Annotated in this window: 20 protein-coding genes, 1 tRNA gene and 1 pseudogene; 13 read left to right on the top strand and 9 right to left on the bottom strand. The window is 63.8% G+C overall.

The features are described from left to right. The 10 genes from B1756_RS12085 to B1756_RS12045 all read left to right on the top strand — a co-directional run bounded on the left by B1756_RS12085 (position 1) and on the right by B1756_RS12045 (position 10,858). A complete protein-coding gene (locus B1756_RS12085; protein WP_086888768.1) occupies positions 1 to 2,286 on the top strand; it encodes a PrkA family serine protein kinase in 2,286 nt (761 codons plus the stop codon). A 49-nt stretch (positions 2,287 to 2,335) separates the two neighbouring features. Further along, positions 2,336 to 3,661, top strand: coding sequence for a YeaH/YhbH family protein (locus B1756_RS12080; protein ID WP_086888767.1), 1,326 nt, complete (start codon positions 2,336 to 2,338; stop codon positions 3,659 to 3,661). Next, the gene (locus tag B1756_RS12075; protein WP_086888766.1) at positions 3,654 to 5,681 is read left to right on the top strand and encodes a SpoVR family protein; all 2,028 of its coding nucleotides are present in this window, start codon (positions 3,654 to 3,656) and stop codon (positions 5,679 to 5,681) included. Before B1756_RS12080 ends, B1756_RS12075 begins: the two co-directional genes overlap by 8 nt. 174 nt (positions 5,682 to 5,855) lie before the next feature. Then, the gene (locus tag B1756_RS12070) at positions 5,856 to 6,437 is read left to right on the top strand and encodes a hypothetical protein (protein WP_086888765.1); all 582 of its coding nucleotides are present in this window, start codon (positions 5,856 to 5,858) and stop codon (positions 6,435 to 6,437) included. A 117-nt stretch (positions 6,438 to 6,554) separates the two neighbouring features. Continuing rightward, positions 6,555 to 6,950, top strand: a complete 396-nt coding sequence (locus B1756_RS12065; RefSeq protein WP_086888764.1) for a secondary thiamine-phosphate synthase enzyme YjbQ — start codon at positions 6,555 to 6,557, stop codon at positions 6,948 to 6,950. Positions 6,951 to 7,036: 86 nt separating this feature from the next. Continuing rightward, a complete protein-coding gene (locus B1756_RS12060; protein ID WP_086888763.1) occupies positions 7,037 to 8,344 on the top strand; it encodes an MFS transporter in 1,308 nt (435 codons plus the stop codon). 102 nt (positions 8,345 to 8,446) lie between these two features. Continuing rightward, positions 8,447 to 8,599 carry a hypothetical protein gene (locus tag B1756_RS19430; RefSeq protein WP_161493180.1) on the top strand — a complete coding sequence of 51 codons (153 nt, stop codon included), beginning with the start codon at positions 8,447 to 8,449 and terminating at the stop codon, positions 8,597 to 8,599. Positions 8,600 to 8,675: 76 nt separating this feature from the next. Further along, complete coding sequence (locus tag B1756_RS12055) at positions 8,676 to 9,017, top strand: DUF7969 family protein (RefSeq protein ID WP_086888762.1); 342 nt, start codon at positions 8,676 to 8,678, stop codon at positions 9,015 to 9,017. A 76-nt stretch (positions 9,018 to 9,093) separates the two neighbouring features. Next, positions 9,094 to 10,140, top strand: coding sequence for an Mrp/NBP35 family ATP-binding protein (locus B1756_RS12050; RefSeq protein ID WP_086888761.1), 1,047 nt, complete (start codon positions 9,094 to 9,096; stop codon positions 10,138 to 10,140). A 100-nt stretch (positions 10,141 to 10,240) separates the two neighbouring features. Continuing rightward, positions 10,241 to 10,858 (top strand): uracil-DNA glycosylase, encoded by a 618-nt coding sequence (locus B1756_RS12045; protein ID WP_086888760.1) that lies wholly within the window; start codon positions 10,241 to 10,243, stop codon positions 10,856 to 10,858. A gap of 47 nt (positions 10,859 to 10,905) precedes the next feature. Here the strand turns inward: B1756_RS12045 and B1756_RS12040 are convergent, their stop codons facing one another. After that, on the bottom strand, positions 10,906 to 11,124 hold the full coding sequence (locus tag B1756_RS12040; RefSeq protein WP_086888759.1) for a hypothetical protein: 219 nt from the start codon (positions 11,122 to 11,124) through the stop codon (positions 10,906 to 10,908). 128 nt (positions 11,125 to 11,252) lie between these two features. On the opposite strand from B1756_RS12040, the gene B1756_RS12035 reads away from it, so the two are divergent. After that, positions 11,253 to 12,056, top strand: a complete 804-nt coding sequence (locus B1756_RS12035) for a hypothetical protein (RefSeq protein ID WP_086888758.1) — start codon at positions 11,253 to 11,255, stop codon at positions 12,054 to 12,056. A gap of 47 nt (positions 12,057 to 12,103) precedes the next feature. After that, positions 12,104 to 12,187 (top strand) — tRNA-Ser (locus B1756_RS12030). Positions 12,188 to 12,347: 160 nt separating this feature from the next. Here the strand turns inward: B1756_RS12030 and B1756_RS12025 are convergent. The 3 genes from B1756_RS12025 to B1756_RS19665 all read right to left on the bottom strand — a co-directional run bounded on the left by B1756_RS12025 (position 12,348) and on the right by B1756_RS19665 (position 14,865). Next, a complete protein-coding gene (locus B1756_RS12025; protein ID WP_086888757.1) occupies positions 12,348 to 13,226 on the bottom strand; it encodes a hypothetical protein in 879 nt (292 codons plus the stop codon). Positions 13,227 to 13,447: 221 nt separating this feature from the next. Continuing rightward, a complete protein-coding gene (locus B1756_RS12020; protein WP_086888756.1) occupies positions 13,448 to 14,725 on the bottom strand; it encodes an RNA-guided endonuclease InsQ/TnpB family protein in 1,278 nt (425 codons plus the stop codon). Then, positions 14,722 to 14,865 (bottom strand): hypothetical protein, encoded by a 144-nt coding sequence (locus B1756_RS19665; RefSeq protein ID WP_186336457.1) that lies wholly within the window; start codon positions 14,863 to 14,865, stop codon positions 14,722 to 14,724. The genes B1756_RS12020 and B1756_RS19665 overlap by 4 nt, the downstream gene beginning before the upstream one ends. A gap of 95 nt (positions 14,866 to 14,960) precedes the next feature. Here B1756_RS19665 and tnpA point away from each other — a divergent pair. After that, positions 14,961 to 15,464: pseudogene (gene tnpA, locus B1756_RS12015) on the top strand (IS200/IS605 family transposase). 145 nt (positions 15,465 to 15,609) lie between these two features. Here tnpA and B1756_RS12010 read toward each other — a convergent pair. The 5 genes from B1756_RS12010 to B1756_RS11990 form a co-directional block, all read right to left on the bottom strand. After that, positions 15,610 to 15,825 (bottom strand): hypothetical protein, encoded by a 216-nt coding sequence (locus B1756_RS12010; protein WP_086888755.1) that lies wholly within the window; start codon positions 15,823 to 15,825, stop codon positions 15,610 to 15,612. Positions 15,826 to 16,028: 203 nt separating this feature from the next. After that, positions 16,029 to 17,078 (bottom strand): L-malyl-CoA/beta-methylmalyl-CoA lyase, encoded by a 1,050-nt coding sequence (gene citE / locus B1756_RS12005; protein WP_086888754.1) that lies wholly within the window; start codon positions 17,076 to 17,078, stop codon positions 16,029 to 16,031. 72 nt (positions 17,079 to 17,150) lie between these two features. Beyond that, positions 17,151 to 18,212 (bottom strand): 2-methylfumaryl-CoA hydratase, encoded by a 1,062-nt coding sequence (gene mch, locus B1756_RS12000; protein WP_086888753.1) that lies wholly within the window; start codon positions 18,210 to 18,212, stop codon positions 17,151 to 17,153. Beyond that, positions 18,205 to 19,482: a methylaspartate ammonia-lyase gene (locus B1756_RS11995; RefSeq protein WP_086888752.1), complete on the bottom strand. Its 1,278-nt coding sequence runs from the start codon at positions 19,480 to 19,482 to the stop codon at positions 18,205 to 18,207. The genes mch and B1756_RS11995 overlap by 8 nt, the downstream gene beginning before the upstream one ends. Before the next feature lies 1 nt (position 19,483). Further along, on the bottom strand, positions 19,484 to 20,917 hold the full coding sequence (locus B1756_RS11990) for a methylaspartate mutase subunit E (protein WP_086888751.1): 1,434 nt from the start codon (positions 20,915 to 20,917) through the stop codon (positions 19,484 to 19,486). Positions 20,918 to 20,925: the final 8 nt, after the last annotated feature.

The following is a 20,925-nucleotide window of genomic DNA, read 5'->3' as shown; positions in this document are numbered from 1 at the left end:
ATGACAGACAGAGACTACGTCTCCGCGGCCGATCGCACGCTCGAGGAGACGTACGAGGAGCCGATGGACGTCTCGACCTACGTCGACCGGCTCTTCGCAAACCCGACGATCGCCTCCCACGCCTCGAAGTACTTACTCGAGGCGATCGAGGCCGCCGGCACGCGAACGGTGGTCGAAGAAGGCGAGGAGAAAGAACGCTACCGATTCTTCGACGATCCGCACAACGGTGGCGAACACGCCATTCTCGGCAACACCGAGGTGCTGAATCGGTTCGTCGACGACCTCCGGTCGATCGCGGCCGGGCGAGCGAAAGACGAGAAGATCATCTGGTTCGAAGGCCCCACCGCCACCGGGAAATCCGAACTCAAACGGTGTCTGGTCAACGGCCTCCGGGAGTACTCGAAGACCCCCGCTGGTCGGCGCTACACCGTCGAGTGGAACGTCACGACCGCCACCGCCGGCGAACGCGGCCTGAGCTACGGCGGCGACCCCACCGCGGCCGACGAACAGCACTGGTACGAGAGTCCCGTGCAGGTCCACCCGCTGTCGGTCTTCCCCGAGGAGGTCCGCGAACGCATTCTCGAGGACCTGAACGCGGACCTCGAGGATCACGTCCCCGTCCGGGTCGACACCGACCTCGACCCGTTCTCCCGGGAGGCCTACGAATACTTAGAGGAACGATACCGCCGGGCCGGCGAAGACGAACTGTTCTCGGCGATCATCGACGAGGACCACCTGCGCGTGAAGAACTACGTCGTCGACGTGGGCCAAGGCGTCGGCGTTCTCCACAGCGAGGACGACGGCCGCCCCAAGGAACGGCTCGTCGGGTCGTGGATGCACGGCATGCTCCAGGAACTGGATTCGCGCGGGCGCAAGAACCCACAGGCGTTCAGCTACGACGGCGTCCTCTCGCAGGGCAACGGCGTCCTCACCATCGTCGAAGACGCCGCCCAGCACGCAGACCTCCTGCAGAAACTGCTGAACGTCCCCGACGAGCAGTCGGTAAAACTGGACAAAGGCATCGGGATGGACGTCGACACCCAGTTACTGATCATCTCGAACCCCGACCTCGAGGCCCAGCTCAACCAGCACGCCGATCGCAACGGCACGGACCCGCTGAAGGCGCTCAAACGCCGGCTGGACAAACACCAGTTCGGCTACCTCACCAACCTGAGCCTCGAGTGTGAACTCATCCGTCGGGAGTTGACAAACGAGACCGAGGTCTGGGAGGCAGATACCTACGACGAACTCGAGTCACGGATTCGGGAACCGGTGTCCGTGACGATCAGGGGGCAGGACGGCGAGACCCGAACGCGAGAGTTCGCCCCCCACGCCATCGAGGCCGCGGCACTCTACGCGGTCGTCACGCGGCTCGACGAGACCGACCTGCCCAACGGGCTCGACCTCGTCGACAAGGCGCTGATCTACGATCAGGGCTATCTGCAGGAAGGCGACAACCGACTCGAGAAGGAGGCGTTCGACTTCGACGACGACGGAGACGACGGCGACCACGGCATTCCGGTCACCTACACGCGGGACGCGCTCGCGGAACTGGTCCAGACGGACCTCGACCGCCACCACGCCGACCTGCCCGTCGAGGACGTCGTCATGCCCCGGGACGTCCTGAACGCGATGGCCGAGGGGCTCTCGACTGCACCGGTGTTCTCGACCGGCGAGCGCTCCGAGTTCGAAAACCGGGTCGTCCCGGTCAAGAACTACGTCTACGACCGGCAGGAAGCCGACGTCATCGAGGCGATCATGCACGACAAACGCGTCGACGAGGAGACCGTCGCAGAGTACGTCGAACACGTCTACGCCTGGGAGACCGACGAACCGCTGTACAACGACCGCGGCGAACGCGTCGAACCCGACCCGCTGAAGATGAAGCTCTTCGAGGTCGAACACCTCGGCCGGTTCGGCGAAGACGACTACGAGGGGAATCACCCACACGAGAGCGTCCGAAACTTCCGCCGGGAGAAGGTGATCACCTCCCTGAATCGCCACGCGTGGGAACACCGCGACGAGGACTTCTCGGTCGAAGACGTCGACCTGACGGCGATCCCGGTGATCAAGGCCGTCCTCGAGAGCCACGACTGGGAGGACGTCAGGCGAACGTTCGAGGACGTCGACCCCCGGCAGTGGGACGACCCGCCGAGCGGGACCGAGACAGAGAGCGTCAAGGAGGCGACACTCGAGACGATGGTCGAGGAGTTCGACTACAGCGAGGCGTCGGCCGAACTGACCAGCAGACACGTCATGGGACAGGTGAGCTACCGATGGGACTGACGATGAACACGACATCGACCCAACCCCGGAACGTCGGGGGTGAGAACACATGGGACTGAGAGACGACCTCGAGCGATTCCGCGAAGTGGGCGAGAAACGACGCGAGGACCTGGCTGATTTCATTCAGTACGGCGACCTGGGCGGCGGACGGCCGAACCAGATCCAGATCCCTGTCAAGATCGTCTCGCTTCCGGAGTTCGAGTACGACCAGCGCGACAAGGGCGGCGTCGGGCAGGGCGACGGCGACACGCCGGACGTCGGGCAGCCGGTCGGCCAGCCACAGCCCCAGCCGGGCGACGGCGACGGCGAGGATGGTGAACCCGGCGAGGAAGGCGGCGAACACGAGTACTACGAGATGGACCCCGAGGAGTTCGCTCAGGAACTCGACGAGGAACTGGGTCTCGACCTGGAACCCAAGGGGAAGACGGTCGTCGAGGAGACCGAAGGACCGTTCACCGACCTGACGCGAACCGGCCCGGACAGCACCCTCGACTTCGAGCGGATGTTCAAAGAGGGACTCAAGCGCAAACTCGCGATGGACTTCGACGAGGACTTCGTCCGTGAGGTCTGCAAGGTCGAGGGGATCACCCCCCGCGACGTCTTCGAGTGGGCCCGCGGCGAGAACCTGCCCGTCTCGATGGCCTGGATCGAAGAGGCCCACGACGAGGTCGCCGACGAACGCGGCACGTGGTCCTCGATCGAAGAAGTCGAGGACAACGTCGACCGCCAGAGCGTCCAGCAACAGATCCGCCGCGAGGGGATCAAACACGTCCCGTTCCGCCGTGAGGACGAACGCTACCGCTATCCCGAGATCATCGAGGAGAAAGAGAAGAACGTCGTCGTCGTCAACATCCGGGACGTCTCCGGCTCGATGCGCGAGAAGAAACGCGAACTCGTCGAGCGCACGTTCACGCCGCTGGACTGGTACCTCCAGGGCAAGTACGACAACGCCGAGTTCGTCTACATCGCCCACGACGCCGACGCCTGGGAGGTCGAGCGCGAGAACTTCTTCGGCATCAGAAGCGGCGGTGGCACCAAGATCTCGAGTGCGTACGAACTCGCCGCCGAATTGCTGGAGGAGTACCCCTGGAGCGAGTGGAACCGCTACGTCTTCGCCGCGGGCGACTCCGAGAACTCGAGCAACGACACCGAAGAGCGCGTCATCCCCATGATGGAAGAGATCGACGCCAACCTCCACGCCTACGTCGAGACCCAGCCAAGCGGGAACGCGATCAACGCGACCCACGCTGAGGAGTTAGAGCGTCACTTCGGCCCCGATTCCGAAGACGTCGCGGTGGCCTACGTCAACGGCGAAGCCGACGTCACCGACGCGATCTACGAGATTCTCTCGACCGAGAGTGAGACTAATGAGTAAGCCAACGACCAACGCAGACAGGTACCGAAAGCAAGCCATCGCCGGCGACCTCGAGGAACCGGTCACGGAGGCCAGAAACCTGGCACAGAAACTCGGTCTCGAACCGTACCCGGTAAAGTACTGGATCGTCGACTACGACGAGATGAACGAACTCATCGCCTACGGCGGGTTCCAGTCGCGGTACCCCCACTGGCGGTGGGGAATGCAGTACGACCGCCAGCAGAAACAGGGCCGCTACACCGGCGGGAAGGCCTTCGAAATCGTCAACAACGACAACCCCGCTCACGCGTTCCTCCAGGAGTCGAACACGGTCGCCGACCAGAAGGCCGTCATCACGCACGTCGAAGCCCACTCCGACTTCTTCGCGAAAAACGAGTGGTTCGGTCTGTTCACGAGCGGTCAGGCGGACGAAGCGCAGGTAAACGCCGCGGCCATGCTCGAGCGCCACGCCCGGGCGATCGACCGCTACATGCGCGACCCCGACATCGACCGCGCCGAGGTCGAAAAGTGGATCGACCACTGCCTCAGCTTAGAGGACAACATCGACCAGCACCGGGTGTTCGAGCGTCGACTCGAGGTCGACGGCCCCGTCGACGCGATCGACGCCGACCTCGCGGAACAACTCGACGAACTCGACCTCTCCGAGGAGATCAAAGGCGAGGTGTTCGACGAGGAGTGGCTCGAGAAACTCGAGGAGGGAGACGAGCAGGTCACCTTCCCCGAGGAGCCCCAGAAAGACGTGCTGGCGTTCCTGCGCGAACACGGCAAACAGTACGACGGCGAGTCCGAGCGTGCCGTCGAGATGGAACCCTGGCAACGGGACGTCCTCGACATGATGCGCGCGGAGGCCTACTACTTCGCCGCCCAGAAGATGACCAAGGTGATGAACGAGGGATGGGCAAGTTACTGGGAGTCGACGATGATGACCGACGAGCGCTTCGCCGGCGACGACGAGTTCCTGAACTACGCCGACCACATGGCGAAGGTACTCGGCTCTGGCGGCCTCAACCCCTACAGCCTCGGGATGGAACTCTGGGAGTACGTCGAGAACACGACGAACCGCCGTGAAGTCCTCGAACGCTTGCTCCGCGTCGAGGGCATCTCCTGGCGCAACCTCACCGAGGTCGTCGACTTCGAGGACGTCCTCGCCCAGCTCGAGCCGCCGGAAGCCATCGCCTCGATCGACGCCGACTCGTTCGACGAACTCGAGGACGTTCCCGACGACTGGGTCGATCAGGAGGCGCTCGAGGCCGCCCGCGACGGCGAAATTGACCTCGCGAAGTACCCGTGGAAGGTGCTGACCGACGAGGGACTGGCACGCCGGCACTACTCGCTGGTCAAGCGACACAACCGTGGGTTCCTCTCCCGGGTGAGCCAGCAGGATCTCGAGCGGATCGGCCGGTACCTCTTCGACGACGCCCGCTACGAGAGCGTCGAGGAAGCGCTCGCTGACGTCGAGTTCACCGCGGGCTGGGATCGCCTCTACGACGTCCGGGAGAGCCACAACGACGTGACCTTCTTAGACGAGTTCCTCACGGAGGAGTTCATCACCGAGAACAACTACTTCACCTACGAGCACTCGAAGGCCACCGGCCAGTTCCACGTCGCGAGCGACGCCGCCGAAGACGTCAAGAAGAAGCTGCTGTTGCAGTTCACCAACTTCGGGAAACCGACAATTGCGGTCTACGACGGCAACTACAACAACGCCAACGAACTCCTGCTCGGCCACCAGTACAACGGCGTCATGCTCGACCTCGGGCAGGCTCGAGAGACCCTGAAGCGGATCTTCGAACTCTGGGGCCGACCGGTGAACCTCCTGACGATCGTCAAGGAGGTCAACGAACACGACGTCGAAGTCGCACGGCGGCGCAACCGCGAGCCAGAACCCGAAGAACGCGGGAAGCTCATCCGATACGACGGCGAGGAAGTGACGATGGAAGACGTCCCGTGGAGCGACGTCGAACACCTCGCAGCCGACGACGTCGACTACGACACGAAACCGGAGGAGTGGCTGGCCTGACGCTCGGGACGCTCCCCATCACCCGTTCGGATCTTCGACTGAGTCCTCGCACCTCGAGCGGTGGCCACGTCGGGCCCGGCCTCGTCGCCCTCCGACGATCCCGATTACTCGTCAGCAGTCGTGAACTAAACAGTCGGAAGACTTTTCTCTATCTTGTCTCATGGATCGGACGAGATGGATGGGGGAAATGCCGTCGGGAAGCAGGGAGGGTCGTCAGTCGACCTGCCGTCGATACTGGCCCGGCTCGACAGCGAGGTGGCGAGCGAGCGACGGGCAGCCGTCGCCGACGTCGTCGCTCACGTCGAGGACGCACCCGACGCCTGCCTGCCGACCGTGCCGAAACTTCGCTCGTTGCTCGCCGACGACCTCGAGTGTCACACGGAAATCGCCGATTGTCTCGCGACGCTAGCTGCGTACTCGCCAGCCGACGTCGCACCGTCGGTCGACGAAATCGTAGCGTTCGTCCTCGAGAACCCGACCGACGACGCCACGCCCGCGCTCGTCCGGGCGCTCGAGGCCGTCGCAGGCGATCGCCCGACGGCCCTCACAGATCACGTCGACGCGGCCGCGGTCGCCCTCGAGAGCGACGATCCGGCCGCCAGAGCCGCCGGCGCGAGGATCCTCGAACACCTCGCGACGGAGACGGAAACGAGCCTCGAGTCGATGCGAGAGCGACTCACAGACCTCGCGACCGACGATCCGAACGCGAGCGTCAGGGAGCGGGCAGCGGCCGTTCTCGAGCACCTCGAGCGCTGAGTCCCGAGTCCTGCGTTCTGACCCCTGAGTCACGGGTGTGGTGACTGAGACACCACTGGCCGCCAGACAACGGCGTGCAACCGAAACGCACGGGCCGCTGGGACACGACTGGTCAGTATGGAGTTCACCGTCGACACCGACGCACGGCTGACGACCGTCGACGTGACCGCACAGGTCGAAGCCGCCGTCCCCGACGGCTGTGAGTCGGGACTCGCGACGGCGTTCGTCACGCACACGACGGCCGCGCTCGTCGTCCAGGAAAACGAACCGCGACTGCGCGACGACGTCGAGACGTTTCTCGGCGACCTCGTCCCCGACGAGGGCCACGCCCACGACGAACTCGACGGCAACGCCGATTCACACCTCCGCGCGGCGCTATTCGGCCCGGACGTGACCGTCCCGATCAGAAACGGCGACCTCGCACTCGGCACCTGGCAGTCGGTCTTCCTGCTCGAGTGCGATGGCCCGCGGACGCGGACGGTCTCGGTGACGGTGACCGACGCCAACGGCTGAGGTCCCTCGAGTGAGTGGCACTCGCTCGAGCGACTGGCTCCGAGACGGTACGGAGCCTTATTGATCCTCGACGAATAGGCGGCCGTATGGCAACCGAGGGAGAAACGCCCGACGCGCTCGACCCGTTCCGCCAGTTCTTCTCCCTGCAACGGGACGTCCTCGTCCTCTCGGTCGCGATGTTCGCCTTCAGTCTCGGGTTCCAGATGACCAGCCGGTACCTCCCCGAGTACATGGCCGTCCTCGGGGCGAGTACGTTCGTCATCGGGCTCTACGGCACCTTCGGCAACGTGATCAGCGCGCTCTACCCCTACCCCGGCGGTGCACTCTCCGATCGCATCGGTTCGCGGGTCGCCCTCACACTGTTCGGATTCGTCTCGACGCTCGGCTTTCTGGTCTGGCTGGTCGCCCCACTCGTTGGCACGATCAATCTCGGCCCCGTCGCCGTCGAACCCTGGATCTGGATCTTCGTCGGTCTCGTGCTGGCACAGGGCTGGAAGTCCTTCGGACTGGGAGCCACCTACGCCATCGTCAAACAGAGCGTCCCCCCCTCGAGGCTCGCCCGCGGGTTCGCGAGCACCGAGACCTTCCGGCGGACGGCCTTCCTCGTCGGCCCGCTGATCGCCGCTGGCTTGCTCTACGTCGGCGGCGGCGACGTCCTCCCCGGCTTCCTGTTCGTGCTCGTCGTCGCCGTCGTCTTCGGCGCGTTCGCGACCGTCGCCCAGCACGTCCTCTACGACGCCAGCGAGGACACCATCGGCAAGGAGTTCGAGGGCGTCGGGCAAGTCCTCGACGACCTGCGAGACCTCCCGCCGGAACTCCGTCCATTACTCGTCGGTGATACCCTCGTGCGCTTCGCCAACGGTATGGTCTACATCTTCTTCGTCATCGTCGTTACCCGCCACCTCGAGGTCGACGCAACCCTCTTCGGGATCTACCTCAGCCCCGAAGTCTTCTTCGGCCTCCTGCTCGGCCTCGAGATGCTCGTCGCCTTGCTCGTGATGGCCCCGGCCGCCAAGGTAGCCGAGTCCGTCGGCCTGAAACCCGTCGTCGGCCTCGGCTTCGCCGTCTACGCCATCTTCCCGGTATTGCTGATCTACGCACCCACGAGCGCGCTGGTGGTCGCCGCCCTCTTCGCGTTCTCCGGACTCCGGTTCGCCGGCCTCCCCTCGCACAAGGCGCTGATCGTCGGCCCGGCAGAACGCGATACCGGCGGGCGCGTGGCGGGTGCGTACTACCTCATCAGGAACACGATCGTTATTCCCAGTGCCGCCCTCGGCGGTGCCCTCTGGGAGTTCGCTACCCCCGAACTCGCCTTCACCGTCGCCGCAGTGATCGGCATCGTCGGGACGGCCTACTTCTTCGTCTTCGGAAAGGAGTTCGACGCCTACGCCTGAGCCCCAGCACCGTCCTGTGCTGGGCCGTCGACCAGCGATCGTGGCACCGACGAGACCGAACTCGAGCGTCTGATCGATGACGAGGTCGCCGACGCGCAGTCGATGGGCCTCGATGCGGACGACTCCGACACTGTCGCGTTCGAGGCAGCAGTCGAACCGGCCGACGGTATCCCCGGGTACGGAGTCCAGATTACCGTCGGTGCGATCACGCTGGCGCTGGCACTGCTCGCTGCGAGGTTCTCGAGGCGAGACTGACCGCAGGGTGGTGATCGGGTCGTCGAGTTTCCCGTTCGGGACCGGACTTTTGATCGTCGCCACCCTAGGACGGGCGATGACCGACGAGGACACCGCAACCGTCACCGTACGCTACACCTGCCCGCACTGCGGTGCCGTCACGAGCGTCGAGCGCACGCCGGACCTCGCTGACCGATCCGTCACGACCCGTCAGCAGGCTGGCTGGGAGTACGCCCGGCCGGGCGACGACGATCTCGAGGACGCCGACGGAATCGCCTTTCTGTGTGGCGAAGACGACCCCGTCACCGATCTCGATGGAAACGAAATCGAGGGCTGTGGCCGTCCGTATTACCTGAACTTCGTTCGCTACGAACAGGGTGTCGAACTCGAGCCCGATCCGCCGACCTACGGCGGGCCGCGGTTCGACTTTCAGGCCTGAGTCGGGAGTGGTGGCTGAGATGAGGCGGTGTGAATCGAACACAACCCTTTTCGACGCCCGACAGTACCCTGTAACCATGGATGAAAACGCGGTTCGAGACCGTCTTCGGGAGGTCGAAGATCCGGAGCTCGGTGACGACATCGTCTCGCTCGGATTGATCAACGAGCTCGCGGTCGACGACGAGACGGCCCGCGTCGACCTCGCACTCGGGGCACCGTACTCGCCAACGGAGTCCGACATCGCCGCGGCAGTCCGTCGTAAACTCGAGGCAGCAGGCCTCGAAGCCGACCTCACGGCGAGCATTCCGGATCGCGACGATCTGCCGGGAGAAGATCAGGTGTTGCCGAACGTCAAGAACGTCATCGCCGTCGCGTCGGGCAAAGGTGGCGTCGGTAAGTCGACGGTCGCGGTCAACCTCGCGGCAGGGCTTTCTCAACTCGGTGCGCGCGTCGGGCTGTTCGACGCCGACGTCTACGGGCCGAACGTCCCGCGGATGGTCGACGCCGACGAGCCGCCGGGCGCGACCGAAGACGAGACGCTCGTGCCGCCGGAGAAGTACGGCGTGAAGCTGATGAGCATGGCATTCCTCACGGGCAAGGACGATCCGGTCATCTGGCGCGGCCCGATGGTCCACAAGGTTATCACGCAGTTGACCGAGGACGTCGAGTGGGGGCACCTGGATTACCTCGTCGTCGACCTGCCGCCGGGGACCGGTGACACCCAGTTGACGATGCTCCAGACGATGCCCGTGACGGGTGCCGTCGTCGTTACGACCCCACAGGACGTCGCACTCGACGACGCCCGAAAGGGACTCGAGATGTTCGCGACTCACGAGACGGTCGTCCTCGGCATCGTCGAGAACATGTCGACGTTCGCCTGTCCAGACTGTGGCAGTCACCACGACATCTTCGACACTGGCGGCGGCGAGGAGTTCGCCGAGACCCACGAGTTGCCGTTCCTCGGCTCGGTCCCGCTCGACCCGGCCGTGCGGGAGGGCGGCGACGATGGAAAACCGGTCGTCCTCGCAGACGTCGACACGGGCGAGGCGTTCAGGGAGATTACGGAGAACGTCGCCAACAACACGGGAATCGTCCACCGACAGAGTGTGTCCCCGGAGCGGTAACGACGGACACTGCCACGTTGCAGGACCGACTCCTTTTGATCGTCCCCGACCAGATTCGCGTGTGGACTCGAGTCAGCCTACCCGGTCGAATCCGTACGGGATGGACGAAGAGTGTCGAAACTGTCCGGCACTCTGTGAGACGCGCACGCAGGTCGTCCACGGCTACGGCGACGTGACGGCGGACTTTTGCGTCGTCGTGGAGCGACCGAGTCGTGGGGCCGACGAGGTGGGGGTTCCACTCGCGGAGCCGCAGTCGTCGGATGGGGGAGAGACGGACGCGGGAACCACGCTTCGACGACTCCTCGAGCGGCTGGCACTCTGTGACGCGACCACACCGCCGGAGCGGCCCGAACTCGAGAACGTCTACGTGACGATGCTCACGCGGTGTCGCCACCCGGAGCGACCGCCAACCGACGAGGAGGTCGACGCCTGCGACCCCTTCCTCGAGGCCGAAATTCGAATGCTCAATCCGGAGATCCTGATCCCCGTCGGCGAGCGGGCGCTCGCCGAACTGGGCCGAACGTACACGACGAGACCGGTCACTGAACTCGAGTTGCCGGACGTCCACGGCGAGCGGATCAGGGGTCGAGGGTTCGAACTCGTACCGATGATCGACCCGCGGGCACAGACCGACGAGCAGACGCAGGCGTGGCTCGAGGCGTTCGCGTCGCTGATGGCGAGTGACTATCGGCAGACGAAGGGACGACGCGGTCGGTGAGCGGTTTCGACTGCGGTGGTGAAAATGCGACCGAAGAGCGACACCGGTTACCAGTAGGGATTTTCTCGCCAGCGCTTGGACCGCGACCCGAGCGTGGCCAGCGCACCGACGACGAGGATCGTTACCACGAGGGTACCGATCGCCGGTGCGAGCAGTTCACTCGGTGCATCGAGCAGCGTGATGAAACCGTAGATCCCGAACAGCACGGTCACGACGACGATCGCGCTGCCGACGAGGCCGATACTCGAGAGGGTTCGTCCATCCATATTTCAGGCGTCGCAGTGGGACACTATAATTCATGCGCGTTTCGATGGGGTTCCGACGACCGTTCGACGGTACCGGCAGCGGTCCCCGAAGCATCGCGTTCAAGAGTCGTGGTCCCCCAGCTTGCGCTATGATCGTCGTCGTTCCGGTCGATCCGCCCCGTGCTGGACTGGTCTGTCCCTCGCTCGTCGAAGAGACGCGCCTCACACCCGGCGATGCAGTCCGGCTCTACGAGGGGGCCGTGAAGGACGTCTGCGCCGCCGCCGTCGCAAGCGGTGGCGACCTCCTCGTCAACTACCGCGACGAAGAGACGCTCCCCGACGCGAACGACGAGGAAGCAGACGACGACGGGAAATCGAACACGAATGCGAAAGCAGCGGTCTGCACGCTGGTCGAAGACGCTCTGGGTTTCGATCTCGAGGGCGAGGGCGAAAACGACGATGACAGGCCGATCCGCTTCGAACGCCAGGTCGGCTCGAGTCGGTCAGCCCGGATCGGCAACACGGTCACCCACCTCCTCGAGCGTGAGGGTGCCGATAGCGTCGCCGTCCTCGACCCGACCGCGTCGCTGGTCGGTCGCACCGAGATCGACAGCGCGGCGATGAGTCTACGTCGGTACGACGTCGTCCTCGGACCCTCGGCTGGCGGGCGGACCTACCTCGCGGGGTTTACCGAGCCGGTCGATTTCACGGACGCCTACGCACGACCGGAGCGGGAACTCCAGACGCTCGCCAATCGGGCCGAGAAAGCGGGCCTGCAGTTGGGCCTCGCCCAGTCCGTCCCGACGATCGCCACCGAGTCGGGGCTGTGTGCGACGATCGCCACGCTCGAGGCCCGACAGGTGGCTGCTCGGCCGGGTGGAGAAGCGACGGCGGCGGTCGTCGACGAGCTTGGGCTGTCGATCGGTGGCGGTGGGACGGTCGAGCGTCGGTGACTCGAGACCGATAACCCTTTTTGAGACGGCGGGGTAGGGAGAGGTGAGGTGGGGTAGCGAAGCGGCCTAACGCGCCTGCCTTGAGAGCAGGTGGCTGTCAAGCCTCAGGGGTTCGAATCCCCTCCCCACCGTCTTCTCACGAGCACCACACGACGATCTGAGCGAGACGTATCGCGAGCGAGAAGACGAGACGGTGGAAGTTGAACCAGCGAGGAGTTCGCTCCGACCGTGGTTCAAACCCCATCCTCACCGCTATGGTGGTGGGAACGTCCCCGGGCTTTGGTATCGCGCTCAATCGATGCAATCTGCGCACAACGCACAGTTCGTCGTCGTCAACAACGACGAACAGAAGAGGAGTACGCATCCGATACACCCGACCGCTCCCTGGGGCGTCATTCCGACGTAACAAACCGACGTACACCATCGACAGCGCCCGAGTATCTCGAAAATGATCGACTCCGCACAGTCTAAGCAAATCCCTCCACAGCCGTTCATTTGCGGAAGGATTTCGTCCTCGAGCGTCGTCGTTTCGACGAACTCGACCGTGAGATCGATCTCTTCGTCGAGCGCCTCCGTCTCGAGGGCGACGTCGGTCTCCGGAACTGCGGTGTACACGCCTACGGACTCGACTTCGCCGTCGTCAGCGTAGACGAGGTTGACGACGAACCCGTCGAGGCCGGACTCGGCGACTACTACCGCGTTATCGTGCTCGTCGCTCGATATCTTAGAGAGGACTCGTTCCCGCTCGGCTTCCGTCGCCGTTCGACGGACCGAGACGGTTCCGTCGCGAGCGTGGATACTCACGTTCGAATCGGTCGGCAGCCCGTGGAATCGCTCGTCGATTCGCTGCCGTGCTCTCTTCGAAAGTTCCGCTCCGTCCCGATCGAAATTGAAGATCGCGATGGGGGTTTCGAGCGCGACGTAATAGAGCGTCCCGGCGTCGAGTTCGGCTCGGTACGTAGTGATCGCTACGTCCTCTTCGGCCGGGAGATCGCTGTCCACTCGCTTTTCGACCGCGTTTGCGGCGATCGAACCGTTGTAATCCAATTCGTCGAGAATCGCCTGCACCTCGTCCGATTTTCGCACGTCTCTGATCTCTGTCGGATCGGTGTCCTCCCAGGCGGCAGCCGTCTGTGCAAGACCGACGGTGCCGAGACCAGCCCCTATCACGCTCTTTCGTAGTACGTTCCGGCGCGAAATCCTATCGTTCTGATTGGACATACAAAAACTGAATAGCTATCAGATCAACATTATAACATTCGTCCCTCTCAAACTCTGTGACAGTCCGGTACCCTTATCAATTATTTTTCTCGGCAATCGAACGCGGCCGACGATTCGATCGGTATCTCCGGTGAACCGCCTCGGGGTCAAGCCCCGAGGCTTCCCGTGGTTTAATCGGACACTCCCACGATACCATCGGTCTGATAGCCTCGAACGGCGTCGTGGGTCACGGTCGGGGCGTCCACGGCCCCCGATGCCTGCCGTCGCACCTTCCGCACTTGAGGAAGGCTGTTGAGAGCAGGCACATTCCAGTCCTGATGCTTCTCGATGCCTTTCACGGCGATGTTGACGCTTGCACCACGGTCGCTGTGGTCTTGATGCCCACACGACCGACACTTGAACCGCTTCTTGTTGCGGTTCGCTCGCTCGGCGTGGCCGCACAGCGGACACCGTTGACTCGTCTTGTACGGGTCAATCCAGCCAGTCGGAATCCCTCCGAACGACGCCTTGTACGACGTATAGAACTGAAGGAAGCGGAACGGGAGGTGGTGCAAGCGTCGGTTCATCCGCGTGCCGTAGTCGATACTGTCGCGCATCTCTTTGAGGTCTTCAAAGACGATACACGGTTTCTCGAACTGACGGCTCCACTCCACGATGTGACGACTCACCTTGTGGAGTCTGTCGCGGACGAACCGTTCCTCACGTCCTTCTAGCGTGTCGTGCATACTCTGCTTCCCCGCGTTTTGCACGCGCTTCCGCATCGTGAAGTAGCGGTGGCGCTCGAACTTGATTTCGGGAAAGTCGATAACCAACGTGTCCTCGACGCCACCCTTGGAGAGCGCGGTCAACGCTACGTTGTCCTCGTTCACGTCCACACCGACGACCGTTCGTGAGTCCTGCTTGTCTCGGACGGTCTGCTCGGTGTTGGTGACGTTGACGTGCAACTCAGCGTTGTCGTTGTGGAACAGAGCTTCCGCCGTTCCAATCTTCCACTCGTCGCTTTCGAGTGCGGTTTTGAGAACGTCGAGGTGGGCGTCGTCGCCTTCGAGAACACCCTTGACGTGCTTGTAGGGCTTCGCGCTGATGCGGAACGACACGTCACCGTCGTCAGTGAGCGACAGGTTGTACCCTTCCTCGTAGTTCGCACGAAGCGGGTACGCACCGTCCTTGGTGTGACTCGGGAGTCCGAAATCGTCGTACTCGTAGTAGTTCTCCATCGCGCCAAGTGCTTTGGCAACGACGCGCTGAGTCGTGTTCTTCACGAGGTCGGCGTCGTCGGCTACTCGGTCGGGGATGTCGTCCCAGTCCACGCCTTGCTTGGCGAGACGGATGGTTTCGTTGTACACTCGTCGGGCTTCAAGTGAGGCGTCGTACAACAGGCCCTCGTTGTCACTCTGGATGTCGAGTTGGAAGTCCAGTGTTTTGACGAGAACCTGTTCGTTGGTCATTCTTGGTCGTTGGGTTGGACGTGACGGTAGTGAAGGAGGAGCGTGCGGAGTACGCTGTCGAAACTCGTGTGCCCCTCCTCGTCCTTGAGTTCGTCAAGGTTGTCGTACACGGTGTCGGATACCTTGAGTTGCTTCGTCACGTCTACCCCTTGTTCCTCCGCGCTTAAAAGTTTACTGGAGGTAGTCTATGAGTCAACTCAAAGAACACTTCTGATTGGTCGTTGTATTGGTAGGTGTGGGCGAGAAGCGGTCGAACCACACGGTGTACAACGTCAACTACCACTTCGTGTGGTGTCCGAAGTCAAGCAAAGCGAAGCTTTGCGTACCTCGCGGGATCGAAGATCCCGCTTAGTACCGCCACGCGATTCTCGAACCAATCGAGGAGTCGCTGGAAGCGAGTTTCCGCGACGTGTGTGACGAGTACGGGTATGAGATATTGTCGTCGTCCGAAAATCGAAGATTTTCGTGATCACGAGAGACGAAGTCTCTCGAACGACTCCACATCTCCCCCGACCACGTACACCTGTTCCTGTCAGCCCACCCGAAGCACGCACCGAGCGAGATTGTGCGAACGGTCAAGAGCATCACGACGCGGGAGATGTGGGAACAGCACGAACCGTTCTTAGAGGAGTATCTGTGGAGCGGTGGGTTCTGGGAGGGATCGTACTACGTTGGGACGGCAGGGGATGTTTCGACCGATACGATTGAGCAGTATATCGTGCGAACGGAACACGTTTAGCGAGGCTTACGGCCTTCACCCTCGGGGTCTAGCCCCGAGGCACTCGGCCTGCTCCGCCTGTAGATGCGGAAACCGGATCCGCTCGGTAGCGAAACCGGGAGCACGCTGCGCGTCGCGCAACAGCGACCCGGCTGTCGCCGTAAGCCTACGATCCGGTGCGGGCACCGCGAATTTCGTTCCTGAGTTTAGCGGCACCCACGCCGACGATTGCCCCGATCCCGAACCCCGGCAGAAAGTTTTCCACGCCGCTTACCGCAGCGAGACCCAGCCCCAGTACGATCGGCGGCAGTAACAGGAGCGCCCCCATCTCTACGATAAACACGTGATCGCTCTTCGGTTCCTCGTCGGTGGTAAACGCCATAGATTTCAATTCGTTCGACGTCCACTATTGTTTTACTGCTGTCTACCCAGAACACCGTCTCCTTCGCGTACTCGAGGCTGCAACGACGTGTCCTCGACACTCGAGCGTGGCCGTCTCCCGAGAGGGATCCGCGAGGTACCGATTCCTGACTCGCGGTTACTGTCCGATAGAAAACGGACGCGAGCCGGTCGATCCGCGGCGACTTACCGATAGGACAGTTCGAGGTCGCGAGCGCGCTCGAGCAAGTCGGCGTCGTAGTACTCCTCGGTCTGTTGGGGCCGCGTCTCGTCGATGGCCCGAACCTGCAGGATGGTGTTGCGGAAGACCTTGAACGTCGCTTCGTCGACCATCTGGCCGTCGAGCGTGACGGCGCCGGTGCCCTCGCGCTTGGCCTCGTTGAAGCGCTCGATCTTGCTCACGTCGCGCTCTAACTCCTCGGGCGTGGGCATGTGGACGGTGTTCGCCTGGATCGTCTGTTTGGGGTACAGTGACCAGGAGCCGTCCAGCCCGAGGTGAGCTTCGTGTTCGACCTGGTCGGCGTAGGCATCGGCGTTGTAGTAGGTCAGCCCGGCGCGTTCCTTGAACAGGTCGTCGAACGGGCCGCCGATCGAGAGCAGGTCACCGGCGCTGGCCTCGTTCGAGAGACGCTCGAGCAGGCCGTCCCAGCGTGGGCGGCCGTCACCGAGGTCGCGAGCGCCGAGTTCGGCGGCGTAGTCGACAGGACCGAAGACGAGTGCGGTGAGCCGTGAGTCCGCGCCGAATTTGGCGATGTCACGCAGGTCAGACCGCGCACGACCGGTCTCGACGATGATCGACATGCCGATCGAGCCGTCGGGCTGGCCGTGTTCGGCCTCGGCTTCGGCAACCGCTTCGGCGGCGCGTTTGACGTCGGCGAGGCGGCCGACCTTGGGGATGACGACGCCGTCGATCTCGTCGCCGATCTCGCCGACGAGGCGGTCGATCTGCTCGCGACCGCGCTCGCGGAACGACTCGTCCTCGTAGCTCCACTCGACGCGGGGCCAGATCTCACCGGGGAAGTCGGACTGGGGGACCAGTTCGATCGTGTTCTCGAGCCCTTCGTCTTTCATGTCCGGGGCAGTCCCGTCTTCCATGTCGGGGACGAGCCAGTCGGGTGCCTGAAAGCCCTCGGCCTCGAGGCCCGAGCGGAGGTACTTCGCCGAGTCGTCTTTGGGAACGGCGGCCGGTGCGGTCTGGAAGGTTCGGCAGAGTCGGATGTCGGTGTCGTCTGTCATCTGTATGGTCTGGTGAAGTCTGATGTCGGTGGCTGCCTGTGGTTCAGCAGTCGTTTGTCACGTTCGATCGTGTTAGTTAGAACGCTTTCGAATCTCCGCGATTCGTGTCCCCGAGTAGACCGGAGTGTCGTCCTGGTTGAACGCGATGTGCTGGAAGCGGACGGTTCCGGCCTCGTCGCTCGAGGCCTCGTCGTCTGCCTCGAGCACGCGCGTGAACGCGTAGACAGTGTCGCCGGGGGTGACGAACGTGTGGAACGATTCGTCGTCGAAGCCGACCTCGCGCCAGGTCCGTTCGTCCGAGCGGGCGTGGCCCAGTGCGGTCGAACGGGTGACGTCGCCGTAGGTGACGATGTCGCCCGAGGGAGAGTCGGCCATCACGTCGACGTTGTGGTGCTGTTTGGCGGTGTTGAGCGTCGCGAGCGGCAACTGGGCGACCGTGACGTCGTCCTGGGTACGGCCGCGTTCGTGGCGGTAGGCGACCGCTGCGTTCTCGGATTCGGCGGCCTCGAGTGCGGCGACGAAGTCCTCGAAGTAGCCACCGTCGGGAGTGACGAACGTTTCGGGGAGGCTGCCGTCGTCGCTTTCCTCCTCGGTGGCTGCAGATCCGCCGTCCGTTTCGAGCGGTTCCCGCCGCGGAATCATGTTCGTCCGCTCGTAGGACAGCAGGAGGTCGTCGGTCTCGAGGTCCTTCGCGCGGGTGCGCCAGGAGACGATGCCGTACTGTGGACGGGAACTCGAGGAGGCGGTGTTGACGACCTCGCTCTCGACGTACATGTCGGTGCCCGGGTAGACGGCGTCTTTCGCGAAGCGGACGTCGGTCCGGCCGAGGAAGTACCCACCCTTCTCGCTCAGGTCCTCGACGGTGATGCCGAGCGTCGCGGCGGTGAGGTAGTCGGGGTGGATCGGCGGTTCGTCGAAGCCGCGGTCGGCGGCGACGTCGGGCCGCCAGTAGGCCGGGTCGTGGTTGAGCGTCTGGCTCATCCACTGTTCGTTGCCGAACTTCGTGAGGGTCAGCCCGGGGTCGTGTTCGATGACGTCCCCCTCCTCGAAGTCCTCGAAGCAGTTGCCCTTCTCTTTCGTCTCGACGCACTCGAGTGCCTGTGCGAACGTGTCGGGATCGGTCCAGTCAGTCATCTGCGGTAATTTCGTCGGTGTCGGATAGCTGCTGTTCGCGCGCTCGTCGCGCGACGGTTCGGCGCATCTCGTTTTCGACGATCATGTAACCCTCGTCGAAGCCCATGCCGGGCTTGGCGAGCACCTGTGCGGCGCTGGTCGCGAGTGCGACGTGCGCGCAGGCCCGTGCGGAGGCGTCCGTCTCGTTGCAGGTGCCACCGAGGTACGCGCGGGTGTCGGTCCCCTCGCAGTAGCGGACTGCCTGCCCGCTGCGGTGGATGCCGCCGAGGTCGGGCGTCTTCACCTGCACGAGGTCTGCGGCTTCGGCGTCGACGAACGCCTGCACGTCCTCGAAGGTGTTACACCACTCGTCGGCGACGATGTCGACGTTCACGCCGGCGTCGGCCAGCCCCTCGCGCAGCTCGACCATCGCCGCAATCTGGTCCTCGCGGTTGCCGACGTCCATCGGTCCCTCGATCTGAATCGAGAACGGCGCGGCGGCCTCCTCGAGTGCGGCGAAGTAGTCGACCACTTCCTCGCGGTCGTACGGCGCACCGAAGATCTCGCCGATCATGCCGTAGACGTCGATGTGGAATCGTGGCTCGTAGCCGTCGGGTCCGAGTTCCTGTGAGCGGTCGGTGAGCCACTCCACGTACTCGACCAGCGTTTCGCCGTCTTCACCGATCTTCTCGACGCTGTTGATGAGCGCGTGTGGGAGGACGGGAACGCCCTTGATGAACATCTTCTCGGCGTTGACGTAGCGGTCGTCGCCGGACTGGCCGAACACCGGGACGGGTTCGGTCGCCGGTTCGGTGCCGAGTGCGTCGGCCATCACGTCGGTCATCGTCGTCCCCTCGGCGTGGGCCGAAGCGGCCAGCAGCGCCTGGGAGACGCCGTAGCGGATCGCAGTGTGCAGGCGGGTCCCGTCGACGTCCATCTCCTCGAGGGCGTCTGCGTTCGCGAGGAACGTCGTCGCGTCGCGGCCGACGAGTTCGTCGGCGACGGGGCCTTCGATCACGGGCACGTATTCCTCGGCGGTGAACAGCGGGTCACGCCCGCCTGCACCAGAGTACTGGACTGCGGCACAGTCCCCGCGGTGGACGGTGCCGTCGGCGAGCTCGACCTCGACGACGATCGATTCGCCGGCCTGACGGATCTCGTCGAAGCCGTCGGTGACGGGGTCGCCCTCGTAGGTGAAGCCATCCTGCTCGGCTCCCTGCTTGATCGCGCGCTGGTCGTCGAAGTAGAACCCGGAGAAGCCGGGCGTGGCGTAAATTCCAGTAATCTCCATCTCAGGCACCTCCCTGTGGGCGACCGATGAGTTTTCCGTCGCTGATCGCGTCGACGTCGTCTGCAACCATCCGGAACGACTGCTCGCGACCCTCGGTATCCGCACGCTGTGAGAGTCGCGCCTTGTGGATCTCTTTGATCTCGTCGTCCATCTCGAGGTCGGCCCACTCGAAGATTCGGACGCGGCCGTCGTCGTCTCGAGCAGGGAGCACAGCGCCTTTCGCGCTGTCGCTGGGTGCGAAGGGGACGTCGAGTGCACCGGATTCGAAGGCCTTGAGCGTCCCCTGGACGACGTCGCCGTCGCCGTGTTCGAAGATCGTGTCCATCAGACAGCGCGTTTCGCGCTCGATGAGGTCCTGTTCCTCTTCGATGCCGTCGATGTCGATCTTCTGTTCGATGGCCATGTCGATGACCTGCCGGGTGGTTCGGAGCCCGGAGGCGTTTGCCTCCTTGGTCGGGACGCCCTGGAACTCCTGGGGTGACTTGGTGATGACCTTGTCCGGTCGAGCGATAGCGGCGGTCATGCCGCCGAGGCTGATCACGCCGTTGGCGCGAGCCTCGTCCGGTGGGAATCCACCCATCCACTCGTGGAAGACGGTGGTGACGACGACCTCGTCGGGCAGGTACTCGTTGCCCAGTTTCTTCAGCGCGTTCAGCGCCGCGACGTCCTGGACGACGTTGCCGACCTGACCGTAGCCGAGCGTGATCGATCGCACACCCTGCGTGGCGGCGAGTTTCCCCTCGACCAGCATCACGGCGATGGCGATCGACGGAGGCACGAGCGTCCCCGTGAGCGGGCCGAACGGCTCGCGGTTGATCCGGATCCCCCGTTCGGTGTAGGCACCTGCGAGCCGGTCGACGAACTGCCAGCGCTCGATCGTCTCCTCGAGTCCGTGGCGCTTGGTGTAGGGGATGTTGTAGGAGATCGGGCCGCCCTCGAAGCTCTGGAACCCGCCGGCGAAGGTGATCGCGGCGAGCAGGCGGGCGTCGGGGGTGCCGTGGCGAACTTCGATCGGCGCGTCGATCGCGTCGATGAGCTTCCGACAGCCCTCGACCCCGTGGTTGACGGCCGGGAAGCCGTTCAGGGTGTCGTCGCCCGTTTCACGGGCCTTCTCGAGGCCCTGCTGGGCCTTCTCGTACTCGTTGTCACGCGTGTAGGAGTCGATGGTCGTCGGCAGGAGGTCCGCCTTGCCCTCACGGTGGAGGTACTCGAGCAGTTCGATCTGGTCGTCGAGTCGGGGGACGCCGGCTCGTGGCTGCAAGAGGGGTTTGTCCGCCGACTCGAGGACGTCCGCGAATCGCTTGTGCTCGGGCAGCGACTCGTGGTACTCGATGGCTTCCTCGAAGTCGACGTCCGCCCCAGTCTCCCAGTTGGACCTGATCTCCTCGTCGATACGCCGTAGCTCGTCGGATGGTATACGTTCGTCTCGTATCATCTAGTTAC

It is taken from the genome of Natrarchaeobaculum aegyptiacum (assembly GCF_002156705.1).
GTDB lineage: Archaea > Halobacteriota > Halobacteria > Halobacteriales > Natrialbaceae > Natrarchaeobaculum > Natrarchaeobaculum aegyptiacum.
Note: the sequence above shows the minus strand (reverse complement) of the source record. Positions and strands in the feature narration are given on the sequence as shown.